Origin of the sequence: Streptococcus sp. Marseille-Q5855 (assembly GCF_946901985.1) — a bacterium.
Lineage (GTDB): Bacteria > Bacillota > Bacilli > Lactobacillales > Streptococcaceae > Streptococcus.
Genome location: NZ_CAMPPR010000004.1, coordinates 201582 through 216381, shown reverse-complemented (window position 1 = coordinate 216381; position 14800 = coordinate 201582). Strand labels below are relative to the sequence as shown.

The window sequence follows — 14800 nt, the reverse complement described above, 5'->3', positions numbered from 1 at the left end:
ACAAGGAGTCTACTATGAAGAAACTATTCATATTATTATCAACTTTTTTTCTCAGCTTCTTCCTTGTTTGGATTATTGTCTTACGTGCTCCACAATATTTGTATGCAAGCTATGATTCCGTCACCTTACTTCGTGTCAAAAAGGATACTCAGGAGCCGACGCGTGAGGTATTTGAACAGGAATTGGAGAATTTTGCAAACTCAGAACAGAGTTTAATAGCTAGGAGAATTGTAGAGCCGAGTAAGGATGGGACAACTCACTTTACTTATGCAACTTATGGTCAGGGAACTTTACCAAAAGAATTCCAAGAAGCTAGTCAAGAAAGTCGTGAACGTAGTGATCCACTAAATAGTTATCTCCTTTTATCAGGCTCCTTGACAAAAGAAAAGCTTGCCGATAAATTAGGAGATTTGGGTTATAAAGCAATTGCTGACCGAAAGACACCTCCCTATTCTCTTGCTTTTCGAATGTTACTAAATCCCCTTATTTTAATTAGTTTAGCAATATTTGGCTTATCTTTCTTTGCTTTAGTGATTATCACTCGGATTAAGGAAATGAGAGCAGCAGGTATAAAACTCTTTTCTGGTCAGACTCTCTTATCCATTATGGGGCATTCATTATCTACTGATATCAAATGGCTCCTTCTATCAGCCCTCCTTTCCTTCCTAGGTGGGGGAGTCGTTCTTTTTAGTCAAGGTTTGTTTTATCCTATCTTGTTAGCCACCTATGGTTTTGGGATTAGTTTCTATCTGTTGTTTTTATTGGGTATTTCAATTTTACTAATGCTCCTTTATCTAATGAGTTTGAGTTATAAAGCATTAGTTCCTGTTATTAAGGGGAGATTACCCCTTAAACGCTTGATGGCTTTAACCCTATTGTGTCAGTTAGTAGCTGTTTTTACAGTAGGCTACGCTGTTAAGACAGGCTTGACGTCTTACCAACGATTGAAAGAACTTGAAATTTCAAAACAAGCATGGCAGGACAGAGCAGATTATTATCAAATTTCTTTTGGTTTAGGTGATAGAGGAAAAGATACAGAAAATCTGAATAAGTGGTATGAATTTTCCAAAGAAGCAGTTGAAAAAGAACAGGCTCTATTTGTAAAAGATAATCTCATTCATTTTGCAAATCCTCAAAGAAAAAATAAAAACGGAGAGACACTGGATACCTATAGTCCAGATGCTAATGTTCTTTATGTCAGCCCAAGTTATTTGGACAAGGAAAATGTGACTGTAAATGATGAGACTAGACAGAAACTAGCCCATCTTCAAAAAGGTGAATTTGGACTCTTACTACCAGAATCTCTTCGTTCACAGGAAGCAGAACTTAAGAAAGCTTTTGAAGAGAGTTTGAGTTATTATGGAAAATCTGGTGAGGAGGCAAGTGCTCCTTTAGAGTATGAAATGAGAGCGATTGTTAGCTATCTTCCAACTGGAGAAAAGCGATTTATTTATAATAACGGTGAAAGTCCAGTATCTATCCAGTACTTAACCGATCCAATTTTAGTTGTATTTACTCCAACATCTACAGGTGATAGTATCATTTCCAAATTTAGTTGGTCTATCAATGCTGGAAAACAACTCTTTATCAAAGGATATGAGAGTGGGCTAGAACTCTTAAAGAAAGCTGGAATTTATGAGCAAGTATCCTATCTTAAAGAAGGAAGAAGTGTTTATCTAACTCGTTATAATGAAGTTCAAACTGAAACAGCAACTTTAATCTTAGGAGCTATTGTTGGGATAGCCAGTTCCTTATTACTCTTTTATTCTGTCAATCTTCTATATTTCGAGCAATTCCGCCGAGATATCTTGATTAAACGAATTTCAGGTTTACGATTTTTTGAAACACATGCTCAGTATATGGTTAGTCAATTTGCCAGTTTTGTATTTGGTGCTAGTTTCTTTATTTTAAGCAGTCGAGACTTGGTGATTGGCTTGCTCACTTTATTCGTCTTTCTAGCTAGTGCAGTTTTGACGCTTTACCGTCAAGCTCATAAAGAATCTCGTGTTTCTATGACAATTATGAAAGGAAAATAGGATGATTGAACTAAAGAATATATCTAAAAAATTTGGAAGCCGTCAGCTATTTTCAGATACCAATCTTCATTTTGAAGGTGGGAAAATTTATGCCTTAATCGGTACAAGTGGCTGTGGTAAGACAACACTCTTGAATATGATTGGACGATTAGAGCCATATGACAAAGGACAAATCATCTATGATGGTACTTCTCTTAAGGACATCAAGCCTTCTGTTTTCTTTAGAGATTACTTAGGATACCTATTTCAAGATTTTGGCTTAATCGAAAGCCAAACCGTCAAAGAGAACCTCAATCTGGGTTTAGTTGGTAAAAAGTTGAAAGAAAAAGAGAAAATTTCTTTGATGAAACAAGCTCTAAACCGTGTTAACCTCTCTTATTTAGATTTAAAGCAACCTATATTTGAATTATCAGGAGGAGAAGCACAACGTGTTGCACTAGCGAAGATAATTTTAAAGGATCCACCTTTGATTCTCGCAGATGAACCAACCGCTTCACTAGACCCCAAAAACTCTGAGGAATTACTCTCTATCCTAGAATCTTTAAAAAATCCGAATCGAACTATTATTATTGCGACCCACAATCCTCTGATTTGGGAGCAAGTGGACCAAGTCATTCGAGTTACCGATTTATCACATAGATGATATGGTAAGATTCATACTCAATGAAAATCAAAAAGCAAACTAGGAAGCTAGCCGCAGGCTGCTCAAAGCACTGCTTTGAGGTTGTAGATGAAACTGACGAAGTCAGTAACCATATATACGGCAAGGCGAAGCTGACGTGGTTTGAAGAGATTTTCGAAGAGTATCAGTTAGAAGAAAGAGCCACAAACACACTTTGTGGCTTTTTTATTTCCATAAAAATGGTAAAATAGTAGGAGTAGAAATGGAGTTTGAGACATGAAAGTAATAGATCAATTTAAAAATAAGAAAGTCCTTGTTTTAGGTTTAGCCAAGTCTGGTGAATCTGCAGCTCGTTTGTTGGACAAGCTAGGTGCTATTGTAACGGTAAATGATGGGAAGCCTTTCGAGGACAATCCAGCTGCCCAAAGTTTGCTGGAAGAAGGGATCAAGGTTATCACAGGTGGTCATCCTTTGGAACTTTTGGATGAAGAGTTTGCCCTCATGGTGAAAAATCCAGGCATCCCATACAGTAATCCCATGATTGAAAAGGCTTTGGCAAAGGGAATTCCAGTCTTGACTGAGGTGGAATTGGCTTACTTGATTTCAGAAGCGCCCATTATCGGTATCACAGGTTCAAATGGAAAAACAACCACAACGACCATGATTGGGGAAGTTTTGACTGCTGCTGGGCAACATAGTCTTTTATCAGGAAATATCGGCTATCCAGCTAGTCAAGTGGCCCAAACTGCGTCAGACAAGGACACGCTTGTTATGGAACTTTCTTCTTTCCAACTCATGGGCGTTCAAGAATTCCATCCTGAGATTGCGGTTATTACAAACCTCATGCCAACTCATATCGATTATCATGGATCATTTGAGGAATATGTAGCAGCTAAGTGGAATATCCAAAACAAGATGACAGCAGCTGATTTCCTTGTCTTGAACTTTAACCAAGACTTGGCAAAAGAGTTGGCTACCAAAACACAGGCTACTGTTGTTCCATTCTCAACACAGGAAAAGGTTGATGGAGCTTATCTGGAAGATGGTCAACTCTACTTCCGTGGTGAAGTAGTCATGGCAGCGAGTGAAATCGGGGTTCCAGGTAGCCACAATGTAGAAAACGCCCTTGCGACGATTGCTGTAGCCAAGCTTCGTGATGTGGACAATCAAACCATCAAGGAAACTCTTTCAGCCTTCGGTGGTGTCAAACACCGTCTCCAATTTGTGGATGAAATCAAGGGTGTCAAATTCTATAATGATAGCAAGTCAACCAATATCTTGGCTACTCAAAAAGCCTTGTCAGGATTTGACAACAGCAAGGTCATTTTGATTGCAGGTGGTTTAGACCGTGGCAATGAGTTTGACGATTTGGTTCCAGATATTACTGGACTCAAGAAGATGGTCATTCTTGGTCAGTCTGCCGAACGTGTCAAACGGGCAGCAGACAAGGCTGGTGTGGCTTATGTGGATGCGACTGATATTGCAGATGCGACCCGCAAGGCCTATGAACTTGCGACTCAAGGAGATGTAGTCCTTCTCAGTCCAGCCAATGCCAGCTGGGATATGTATGCTAACTTTGAAGTACGTGGCGACCTCTTTATCGACACAGTAGCGGAGTTAAAGGAATAATATGAAAAAAATTGTCTTTACAGGTGGGGGGACGGTTGGACACGTTACCCTCAATCTTTTGTTAATGCCCAAGTTCATCGAAGATGGCTGGGAAGTCCACTATATCGGGGACAAGAGTGGTATTGAACACCAAGAAATCCTCAAGTCAGGTTTTGACGTCACCTTCCATTCCATTGCAACTGGGAAATTGCGTCGCTATTTCTCTTGGCAAAATATGCTGGACGTCTTCAAAGTTGGTTGGGGAATTGTCCAATCGCTCTTTATCATGTTACGAGTTCGTCCACAGGCCCTTTTTTCAAAGGGAGGCTTTGTCTCTGTACCGCCCGTTATCGCTGCGCGTGTGTCAGGAGTGCCTGTCTTTATTCACGAATCTGACCTGTCTATGGGCTTGGCCAATAAAATCGCCTATAAATTTGCTACGAAGATGTATTCAACCTTTGAGCAAGCTTCAAGTTTGTCTAAGGTTGAGCATGTGGGAGCAGTGACCAAGGTTTCAGACCAAAAAACTCCAGAACCAGATGAATTGGTGGATATTCAAACCCACTTTAATCCTAAATTGCCAACTGTATTGTTTGTCGGTGGTTCTGCAGGAGCTCGTGTCTTTAACCAATTGGTGACAGACCATAAGAAAGAACTGACAGAGCGCTACAATATTATCAATCTAACTGGAGATTCTAGCCTGAATGAATTGAGCCAAAATCTCTTTCGTGTTGATTACGTGACCAATCTTTATCAACCCTTAATGGAATTGGCTGACATTGTTGTGACACGAGGTGGTGCCAATACGATTTTTGAGCTCTTGGCCATGGCAAAATTACATGTTATTGTGCCACTTGGTCGTGAAGCTAGTCGTGGAGACCAGATTGAAAATGCAGCTTACTTTGTAAAAAAAGGCTATGCAGAAGAGCTTCAAGAAAGCGATTTGACCTTGGACAGTTTAGAAGAGAAGCTTTCTCACTTACTAAGTCACAAGGAAGACTACCAAGCTAAGATGAAAGCTTCTAAGGAATTGAAATCTCTAGCAGATTTTTATCAATTGTTGAAAAAAGATTTATCATAAGGAAAGTAAATGTCAAAAGATAAGAAAAATGAGGGCAAAGAAATCCTCGAAGAATTTAAAGAGTTATCAGAATGGCAGAAACGAAACCAAGAATATCTAAAAAAGAAGGCTGAAGAAGAGGCGGCTCTAGCTGAGGAGAAAGAAAAGGAAAGACAAGCTCGAATGGGAGAAAAATCCGAGAAGTCAGAGGACAAGGAGGGCTCGGAGAGTGAAGCGGACCCAGAAGATGAAGAATCAGCTAAGGAAAAGTCTGAAGAAAAAGTAGAAGCCCCAGAGGGTGACAAAAAGGAAGAAGAGATAGAAGAATCAGGGTCTAAAGAGAAGGAGGAACAGGATAAAAATCTTGCTAAAAAGGCTCCAAAGGAAAAAGCAGCCAAAGCAAAGATTCCTGGCCTCCATATCTTGCGAGCTCTAACGATTTTATTTCCAAGTCTGCTTTTATTGATTGTCTCTGCCTACCTACTAAGTCCTTATGCGACCATGAAGGATATCCGTGTTGAGGGAACGATGCACACTACGGCTGATGATATCCGACAGGCTTCAGGCATTCAGGATTCGGATTATACGATTAACCTTCTGCTAGACAAGGCAAAATATGAAGAGCGGATCAAGTCTAATTATTGGGTTGAATCAGCTCAACTTGTCTATCAATTTCCAACCAAGTTTACTATCAAGGTTAAAGAATACGATATTGTGGCCTACTATGTTTCTGGTGAAAATCATTATCCTATTCTTTCCAGCGGTCAGCTTGAGACTAGTTCTGTGAGCTTGGTCAGTTTGCCAGAAACTTATATATCAGTTCTCTTTAATGATAGCGAACAAATCAAGGCTTTTGTCTCAGAACTTGCTCAAATTAGCCCAGAACTCAAGGCAGCTATCCAAAAGGTGGAACTAGCTCCCAGCAAGGTGACTTCCGATTTAATTCGATTGACCATGAATGATTCGGACGAAGTCTTGGTTCCCTTGTCTGAAATGAGCAAGAAATTGCCTTATTACAGCAAGATTAAGCCACAATTGTCAGAACCGAGTGTGATTGACATGGAAGCTGGAATTTACAGCTACACTGTAGCGGATAAATTAATTATGGAAGCTGAGGAAAAGGCCAAACAAGAGGCTAAGGAAGCCGAGAAAAAACAGGAAGAAGAACGTAAACGTTTAGAAGAAGAACAGAAAAAACAAGAGGAAGAGAGCAATCGAAACCAAACGACCCAGCGCTCATCGCGTCGCTAGGTTTACCTTTTCTTTCATAGCTCTTTAGTTGCCATGTTTTTACTTGACAAGTGCTAGTAGAAATAATAGAATAGTAAAAAACCTTTAAAGCAGTCCAGAGAGGCAGCTAAGGTTAGACGGTGAAAGGGTGGAGACTACCCATTTTTCGTGGAACCTTGCTGTTGGCAGGTTCCTTTTTTCGTGGCTTCTTGTGGCCAGACTCTCTCACTAGCAAAGGTAAAAGGAGAAACCTATGCGAGAACATCGTCCAGTCATTGCTCTTGATTTTCCTAGTTTTGAGGCGGTCAAGGAATTTTTAGCTCTTTTCCCAGCAGAAGAAAGCCTTTATCTCAAGGTAGGGATGGAGCTTTATTACGCAACGGGTCCTGAGATTGTATCTTACTTGAAAGGTCTGGGTCATAGTGTCTTTTTGGATCTCAAGCTTCATGACATTCCCAATACAGTCAAGTCAGCTATGAAGGTCTTGTCTCAGCTTGGTGTGGATATGACCAATGTTCATGCTGCTGGCGGTGTAGAGATGATGAAGGCTGCGCGTGAAGGTCTTGGAAGTCAAGCAAAATTGATAGCTGTAACGCAGCTCACATCAACGTCAGAAGCCCAGATGCAGGAGTTTCAAAATATCCAAACCAGTCTGCAAGAGTCTGTCATTCATTATGCTAAGAAGACAGCTGAAGCGGGATTAGATGGTGTCGTTTGCTCGGCTCAGGAAGTGGAAGTCATCAAGCAGGCTACCAATCCAGATTTTATCTGTCTGACACCAGGGATTCGTCCAGCTGGTGTTGCAGTTGGAGATCAAAAACGAGTCATGACACCTGCTAATGCCTATCAAATCGGTAGTGACTATATCGTAGTGGGACGTCCCATTACCCAAGCTGAGGATCCTGTTGCAGCTTATCATGCCATCAAGGATGAATGGACACAGGACTGGAATTAAAGAATAGATTATAAAAATAAAAGGAGAATACCATGACACTTGCTAAAGATATCGCTAGCCACCTCTTGAAAATTCAAGCCGTTTACCTCAAACCAGAGGAGCCTTTCACTTGGGCATCTGGTATCAAGTCGCCGATTTACACAGATAACCGTGTAAGTCTTGCCTATCCAGAAACTCGTACCCTAATTGAAAATGGCTTTGTGGAAGCTATCAAAGAAGCCTTTCCAGAGGTAGAAGTCATTGCAGGAACTGCAACAGCAGGGATTCCACACGGAGCTATTATTGCTGACAAGATGAATCTGCCATTTGCCTACATCCGTAGCAAACCAAAAGACCACGGTGCTGGTAATCAAATCGAAGGTCGCATAGCTCAAGGTCAAAAAATGGTAGTAGTTGAAGACCTTATTTCAACAGGTGGTTCTGTTCTTGAAGCAGTAGCAGCAGCCAAGCGAGAAGGAGCAGATGTACTTGGAGTTGTAGCGATTTTTAGTTACCAATTGCCAAAAGCAGATCAGAACTTCTCAGATGCAGGTGTCAAACTTGTGACGCTTTCTAACTACAGTGAACTCATCCACCTAGCCCAAGAAGAAGGTTATATCACACCAGAAGGACTCGACCTTCTAAAACGATTTAAAGAAGACCAAGAAAATTGGCAAGAGGTGTAAAAAATCAAAAGACTAAAAGGTTAAAAATTATACTATTCTGTCATATCAGGTGTATGAATGGCAAGATTCAAGTTGTTAATGTTTTTTACGTCAATTGTTTAAGTTTTAGATTTGCTTGGCTTGCTCTTATATAAAAAGTAGCACACGTCATGAAAGTTACAAGGGTTAAAGTATAATCCATAAACATGGTCAGATTTCCTTTTCTGAGATGTTGAAATTTCTTGCTTATCCCAGTCTTTTCAGTGATTTTAGCGTCAAGTTCTTTTTAGTTTTGAAAGATTATCCGTGAATTTCTTGCTTATTTATGATAAAATGGGAGTATCGCAAAAAATGACTCATCGTATTCAATTTTGAGTAAAACTAGGAGGATCCCATGTCTACAGAACATATGGAAGAACTAAATGACCAGCAGATCGTTCGCCGTGAAAAAATGGCTGCGCTCCGTGAACAAGGAATCGATCCTTTCGGAAAACGTTTTGAACGTACTGCAAATTCACAAGAATTAAAAGATAAATATGCCGACCTCGATAAAGAACAATTACATGATAAAAATGAAACAGCAACTATCGCAGGACGCTTGGTAACCAAACGTGGTAAAGGTAAAGTAGGTTTTGCCCACCTTCAAGACCGCGAAGGTCAAATCCAGATCTACGTTCGTAAGGATGCTGTCGGTGAAGAAAACTACGAAATCTTCAAAAAAGCAGACCTTGGTGACTTCCTTGGTGTCGAAGGTGAAGTGATGCGTACGGATATGGGAGAACTCTCTATCAAGGCTACTCACATCACACACTTGTCTAAGGCTCTTCGTCCTCTTCCTGAGAAATTCCATGGTTTGACAGACGTTGAAACAATTTACCGTAAACGTTACCTTGACTTGATTTCGAATCGTGAAAGCTTTGAGCGCTTTGTCACTCGTTCAAAAATCATTTCTGAAATTCGTCGTTACCTTGATCAAAAAGGTTTCCTTGAAGTGGAAACACCTGTTCTTCACAACGAAGCTGGTGGTGCTTCTGCCCGTCCATTTATCACCCACCACAATGCCCAAAACATTGACATGGTGCTTCGTATCGCGACTGAGCTTCACTTGAAACGCCTTATCGTTGGCGGTATGGAGCGTGTCTATGAAATCGGCCGTATCTTCCGTAATGAAGGAATGGACGCTACTCATAACCCTGAATTTACTTCTATCGAAGTCTACCAAGCTTATGCTGACTTCCAAGACATCATGGACTTGACTGAAGGTATTATCCAACACGCTGCTAAATCAGTTAAGGGCGATGGTCCAGTCAACTACCAAGGTACTGAAATCAAAATCAATGAACCATTTAAACGTGTTCACATGGTGGATGCTATCAAAGACATTACTGGTGTAGATTTCTGGCAAGACATGACTTTGGAAGAAGCTAAAGCTATCGCTGCTGAGAAGAAAGTTCCAGTTGAGAAACACTATACTGAAGTTGGTCACATTATCAATGCCTTCTTTGAAGAGTTTGTTGAAGAAACCTTGATCCAACCAACCTTTGTCTATGGACATCCAGTAGCTGTATCTCCACTGGCTAAGAAGAATCCTGAAGACCAACGCTTTACTGACCGTTTCGAGCTCTTCATCATGACTAAGGAGTACGGTAATGCCTTTACTGAGCTAAACGACCCAATCGACCAACTTAGTCGTTTTGAAGCCCAAGCCAAAGCCAAAGAACTTGGTGATGATGAAGCAACAGGTATCGACTACGACTACATCGAAGCCCTTGAATATGGTATGCCACCAACAGGTGGTTTGGGAATCGGTATCGACCGTCTCTGCATGCTCCTCACTGATACAACTACTATCCGTGACGTATTGCTCTTTCCAACAATGAAATAAGCACTTATCCTCTGGCTCTTGCCAGAGGTTTTTTGATGCAAAAAGAGACTGAATTTAAGGAGAAAATGAAGTATAGTGTGTTGAAGTTGAAATAGTACACTTTGATTTCTAAGACATTGTTAGAAATTGGTTTAAATTCCCTAATCAATTTGCGCATGTTTTATTTCATTTTACGATAGTACGCTGAAACTTTTCAAAAAGTACTAGAAATTGACTTGGATCCCCCAATTGATTTGTTCAGATTCACTATAAATAAAAATTAATAAGTGGGATAGGAAGTTAGCGTCACTAGGATAGTATCTTGCTTAAACAGTATATATGGGATTGATATAAGTCCCTAGGCCCTATTAGAGGATGTTCTGGTGTCTTATTCACTTGTTTTTTATAGCATTAGTAGATAGAATCAGCAAATAAAAAAGTAGTTCAAATGCCTGGCAGCAAAAAATCTCAACGATTCACTTAATATAGACTAAAGTTTAGAGTTTAAGGAAAGTAGGGATAGTATATTGTATGAAAAAATAAGATGGTTTTTAAGCAAAACTCTTGAAAATGATTGAAAAAAGAGTTATTATAGTTGTATAGTAAAAAGCAAACGCTTACTTAATCAAGGAGGACAGTTTATGTCATACAAAACAAGCAATGCAGAAGGGCATGTAGATTTCATCAATACCTATGATTTGGAGCCCATGGCGCAAAAAGTGATCCCTAAAGCAGCCTTTGGTTATATCGCCAGTGGAGCAGAGGATACTTTTACTTTACGGGAGAACATCCGTGCTTTTAACCACAAACTCATCGTTCCGCATACGCTTTGCAATGTAGAAAATCCAAGTACAGAAATTGAATTTGCAGGTGAAAAATTGTCTTCACCAATCATTATGGCGCCTGTTGCGGCTCATAAATTGGCAAACGAACAAGGTGAAGTGGCAACTGCGCGTGGTGTGCATGAGTTCGGTTCTCTTTACACAACCAGTTCTTACTCTACTGTTGACCTTCCAGAGATTTCTGAAGCCCTCCAAGGGACACCTCATTGGTTCCAATTTTACTTTAGTAAAGATGACGGGATTAACCGCCACATCATGGACCGTGTGAAGGCTGAAGGTTATAAGGCGATTGTCTTGACGGCAGATGCTACTGTAGGGGGTAATCGTGAAGTGGATAAGCGTAATGGTTTTGTCTTCCCAGTTGGCATGCCGATTGTTGAAGAATACCTGCCAGAAGGTGCTGGTAAATCAATGGACTTTGTTTACAAATCAGCTAAACAACGCTTGTCTCCACGCGATGTAGAATTTATCGCTGAATACTCAGGACTTCCTGTGTATGTCAAGGGACCACAATGCCGTGAGGACGTTGAACGTTCGCTTGCTGCAGGAGCTTCTGGTATCTGGGTAACCAACCACGGTGGTCGTCAAATCGACGGTGGACCAGCTGCCTTCGACTCACTTCAAGAAGTAGCAGAAGCAGTTGACAAACGTGTGCCGATCGTCTTTGACTCTGGTGTTCGTCGTGGTCAACATGTCTTTAAAGCCTTGGCTTCAGGAGCAGACTTGGTAGCTATTGGTCGCCCTGTTATCTATGGTTTAGCTCTCGGTGGTAGTGTTGGTGTGCGTCAAGTCTTTGAACACTTGAATGCGGAATTGAAGACAGTCATGCAGTTGTCTGGAACTCAGACTATTGAAGATGTCAAACACTTCAAGCTCCGTCACAATCCATACAACCCAACCTTCCCAGTTGACCCACGTGACTTAAAATTGTATTGATAAAAGAGATTGCCTCCACTGAATGTGGAGGTTTTTCTTCGTGTATTGGAAGAATAAATCGCTATCAAAAACTATATAAAGATATTTTTCGGTCAAATATCTTGCTAGAGCTTTCATTTTTTGCTATACTGGTGCAGTAATTAAATAATAAAGACATTTGGGGTGCTTTAGGCTGAGATGATACCCATTGAACCTGCTACAGTTAAGACTGGCGAAGGGAAATGTGAAACGTTTTTTCGTATGGCGAAATGAACGATCAAATCTTGTAAGTCAACTCTAATTCTTGATTGTAATTGGAGTTTTTTTGTTTATATAAAACTGGATAGGTTTGTTTAGGTAGCTCTCTGCAAATGCCCTAGATTTTCTTTAAAAGGGTCAAGTGAAACTAGGATTTTGCTTGGTATTTTATTGATTACTAAGGAGTAAAGAGAGGAAAAATAAATATGGAAACACAGGTTTATGCATTTGAGCCAGGTTTGACTGTTGGAGAATTATTAAAAAATAGTCAGAAGGATTGGCAGGCTGCAATCAATCATCGTTTTGTCAAGGAACTTTTTGCAGGGACAATTAAGAATAAGGTCTTAAAAGACTACCTAATTCAAGATTATCACTTCTTTGATGCCTTCTTATCCATGCTGGGTGCCTGCGTAGCCCACGCAGACCAGATTGAATCCAAGCTTCGTTTTGCCAAGCAACTAGGCTTTCTTGAAGCAGATGAAGACGGTTATTTCCAAAAGGCTTTCAAAGAGTTAAAAGTATCTGAGAATGACTATCTGGAAGTGAGCTTGCACCCTGTAACAAAAGCCTTTCAGGATCTGATGTATTCGGCAGTGGCTTCATCAGACTATGCTCATCTTTTGGTCATGCTGGTCATTGCAGAAGGTCTCTATTTAGACTGGGGTTCTAAAGATTTGGCTCTACCTGAAGCCTATATTCATTCGGAATGGATCAATCTCCACAGAGGTCCTTTCTTTGCAGAGTGGGTTCAATTTCTGGTTGACGAACTCAATCGTGTCGGGAAAGGTCGAGAAGATTTGACAGAACTTCAGCAACGCTGGAATCAAGCGGTCGCTTTAGAATTAGCCTTTTTTGATATTGGTTATGACGCCTAGAGAAAGTTTAGGATATTTACAAATTTGATGAGGTAAATCATTCAATGTAAATGAAAAAAATTTCTTAACAAAAGATAGAGATAAATCGAAATCAGTATATCGTATAAAGTGAAAAGGAAGGATTTCAATATGACAAGTTTAAAATTATTAAAAGAAAAAGCACCTTTGGTCATTTGCATAACCAATGATGTAGTAAAAAATTTCACAGCAAATGGATTAGTAGCACTGGGTGCCTCACCAGCTATGAGCGAGTACCCAGCAGACTTAGAAGATCTATTAAAATATGCTGGAGGATTATTGATTAACATTGGGACTTTAACGGATGATAATTGGAAATTATACCAAGCTGCTCTGAAAATTGCAGAGAAATATAATGTCCCAGCAGTTTTAGATCCTGTAGCCTGTGGAGCAGGAGAATATAGAAAAAAAGTAGCAGATGATTTAATCAACAATTACAAACTAGCTGCGATTAGGGGGAATGCTGGAGAGATTGCTTCTTTAGTAGGGATAAATGTGGCATCTAAAGGAGTAGATAGTGCTGGTGTGGATAATATTGATGAGATTGCTCTAGCAGCCAACGCTAAGTTTCATATTCCAATAGTAGTGACTGGAGAAGTTGATGCGATTGCTGTTAATGGAGAAGTGGTAACGATTCATAATGGTAGTGCCATGATGCCAAAAGTCATTGGGACAGGATGTTTATTAGGGGCAGTGGTAGCAAGCTTTATCGGACTAGAAAAAGGTCAAGAATTGAAATCATTAGAAACAGCAATGTTGGTTTACAATATCGCTGGAGAAATGGCAGAAAAACGTCCAAATGGACATCTTCCTGGAACATTTAAAGTTGAATTTATGAATGCCTTATACGAGATTTCAGATGAAGATGTAAAGGAATTCAAAAGAGTGAAGTAAAATGTTTCATAAAGAATTACTAAAACTATATTTTATTTGTGGAACGACTACTTGCCAAGGAAAAGATCTATATAGAGTCGTTGAGGAAGCCTTAAAAGGTGGTATAACCTTATTTCAATTTCGTGAAAAAGGTGAGGGAGCCCTGGAAGGTAAAGAAAAAGTTAAATTAGCAATTAAACTACAGGATCTTTGTAAAAAATACAATGTTCCGTTTATTGTTAATGATGATATTGATTTGGCGATGGAAATTGACGCTGATGGCGTACATGTAGGACAAGATGACCTTGGAGTTGATGAAATTAGAAAATTGATGCCAGATAAAATAATTGGTCTTTCTATAAAAAACGAGAAAGAATTTCAACAGTCAAAAGTTGAATATGTAGATTATGTTGGTGTTGGTCCTGTATTTGATACCCAGTCAAAAGATGATGCTGGTGGCGCTATAGGTTATGAAGGTCTTAAATTGATGAGAAAACTATTGCCACAAATGCCCTTAGTTGCAATTGGTGGGATACAGACGCAACATATTAAAGACATTATGAAGACCAATGTTGACGGTGTTTCAATCATTTCAGCAATATCGTATGCAAAAAATATAGAAAAAACTGTTCGAGAAATGAGTGAACAATAGGTATCTATCCTTGGATTCTAAGTAAGTGGAAGTTTTCCTTTTCTAAAAAGATATGTCCAGATTCAGTTTAAATAGCTAATCTATCAAACAAGACATTTGGTTTTTGCAAAAGAAAGATCTGCTGTCTTTGTGAGTGCAAGGCTGTATTTCCAGTTCAATTTCTTGAACTAGTATAAAATGTGTGTTATAATAATCATACAATTAAATAATAAAGACATTTGGGGTGCTTTAGGCTGAGATGATACCCATTGAACCTGATACAGTTAAGACTGGCGAAGGGAAATGTGAAAAGTTTTTTTCGTATGTCGAAAAGAACGGTCTAATCTTGTAAGCTAAACTCTAATTCCT

13 protein-coding genes and 2 riboswitches are annotated in these 14800 nt (G+C 39.7%); all 13 genes read left to right on the top strand.

Translation table 11 applies throughout. From position 1 onward, the window contains the following. The first annotated feature begins 14 nt into the window (after window positions 1–14). Window positions 15–2036, top strand: coding sequence for a bacteriocin-associated integral membrane family protein (locus OC529_RS06280; RefSeq protein ID WP_262081733.1), 2022 nt, complete (start codon window positions 15–17; stop codon window positions 2034–2036). Between the two features lies 1 nt (window position 2037). Then, window positions 2038–2679 (top strand): ABC transporter ATP-binding protein, encoded by a 642-nt coding sequence (locus OC529_RS06275; RefSeq protein WP_000571283.1) that lies wholly within the window; start codon window positions 2038–2040, stop codon window positions 2677–2679. 20 nt (window positions 2680–2699) lie between these two features. Continuing rightward, the gene (locus OC529_RS06270) at window positions 2700–2909 is read left to right on the top strand and encodes a hypothetical protein (RefSeq protein ID WP_240146927.1); all 210 of its coding nucleotides are present in this window, start codon (window positions 2700–2702) and stop codon (window positions 2907–2909) included. Between the two features lie 25 nt (window positions 2910–2934). Further along, entirely contained in the window at window positions 2935–4287 is a 1353-nt protein-coding gene (gene murD, locus OC529_RS06265) for a UDP-N-acetylmuramoyl-L-alanine--D-glutamate ligase (RefSeq protein WP_262081732.1), read from the top strand. 1 nt (window position 4288) lies between these two features. Beyond that, entirely contained in the window at window positions 4289–5347 is a 1059-nt protein-coding gene (locus tag OC529_RS06260; RefSeq protein ID WP_262081731.1) for a UDP-N-acetylglucosamine--N-acetylmuramyl-(pentapeptide) pyrophosphoryl-undecaprenol N-acetylglucosamine transferase, read from the top strand. A 9-nt stretch (window positions 5348–5356) separates the two neighbouring features. Beyond that, entirely contained in the window at window positions 5357–6577 is a 1221-nt protein-coding gene (locus tag OC529_RS06255; protein ID WP_173217697.1) for a cell division protein FtsQ/DivIB, read from the top strand. Window positions 6578–6809: 232 nt separating this feature from the next. Then, window positions 6810–7511, top strand: a complete 702-nt coding sequence (gene pyrF, locus OC529_RS06250; RefSeq protein WP_173217695.1) for an orotidine-5'-phosphate decarboxylase — start codon at window positions 6810–6812, stop codon at window positions 7509–7511. Window positions 7512–7543: 32 nt separating this feature from the next. After that, window positions 7544–8176, top strand: coding sequence for an orotate phosphoribosyltransferase (gene pyrE / locus OC529_RS06245; protein ID WP_262081730.1), 633 nt, complete (start codon window positions 7544–7546; stop codon window positions 8174–8176). A 373-nt stretch (window positions 8177–8549) separates the two neighbouring features. Next, window positions 8550–10040 carry a lysine--tRNA ligase gene (gene lysS, locus OC529_RS06240; protein WP_173213792.1) on the top strand — a complete coding sequence of 497 codons (1491 nt, stop codon included), beginning with the start codon at window positions 8550–8552 and terminating at the stop codon, window positions 10038–10040. A gap of 620 nt (window positions 10041–10660) precedes the next feature. Continuing rightward, complete coding sequence (gene lctO, locus OC529_RS06235) at window positions 10661–11797, top strand: L-lactate oxidase (RefSeq protein WP_088791092.1); 1137 nt, start codon at window positions 10661–10663, stop codon at window positions 11795–11797. 148 nt (window positions 11798–11945) lie between these two features. Further along, a riboswitch (TPP riboswitch) is annotated at window positions 11946–12034 on the top strand. 206 nt (window positions 12035–12240) lie between these two features. Further along, window positions 12241–12909: a TenA family protein gene (locus OC529_RS06230; protein WP_173213788.1), complete on the top strand. Its 669-nt coding sequence runs from the start codon at window positions 12241–12243 to the stop codon at window positions 12907–12909. Between the two features lie 129 nt (window positions 12910–13038). Further along, complete coding sequence (thiM, locus tag OC529_RS06225) at window positions 13039–13821, top strand: hydroxyethylthiazole kinase (protein ID WP_050262178.1); 783 nt, start codon at window positions 13039–13041, stop codon at window positions 13819–13821. Between the two features lies 1 nt (window position 13822). Then, complete coding sequence (gene thiE, locus OC529_RS06220; protein ID WP_173213786.1) at window positions 13823–14452, top strand: thiamine phosphate synthase; 630 nt, start codon at window positions 13823–13825, stop codon at window positions 14450–14452. A gap of 209 nt (window positions 14453–14661) precedes the next feature. After that, window positions 14662–14750, top strand: a riboswitch (TPP riboswitch). Window positions 14751–14800: the final 50 nt, after the last annotated feature.